This is a genomic window from Pelomonas margarita (assembly GCF_043555875.1).
GTDB classification, from domain to species: domain Bacteria; phylum Pseudomonadota; class Gammaproteobacteria; order Burkholderiales; family Burkholderiaceae_C; genus Pelomonas; species Pelomonas margarita.
Window position 1 is genome coordinate 1 of sequence record NZ_JBIGHW010000085.1, and the last position, 267, is coordinate 267.

Genomic DNA, 267 nt, shown 5'->3' on the forward strand with positions numbered 1-267 from the left:
TCACGCTGCCGGGTGCGTCCAGCATTCCCGCGCCTGACGCCAACCACATCCGCATGTCCGCCGACTGCGGCCGCCGCATCGTGCAGATGGTGTGGGACGACCTGACGCCGGCCCGGCTGCTCAGCAAGGGCAGCTTCGCCAACGCCATCGCCGTCGCGATGGCCATGGGCTGCAGCACCAACGCCATCATTCACCTGGTCGCCATCAGCCGCCGGGCGAATCTCGCCGTCACGCTGGACGACTTCGACACGGCCAGCCGCCACATCG

The 267-nt window shown here is 68.9% G+C and carries 1 protein-coding gene; it reads left to right on the plus strand.

Annotated elements, in window-relative coordinates; genetic code table 11:
- The coding region (locus ACG0Z3_RS23445; protein WP_394402466.1) for a dihydroxy-acid dehydratase domain-containing protein at positions 1–267 on the plus strand (267 nt) is incomplete at both ends.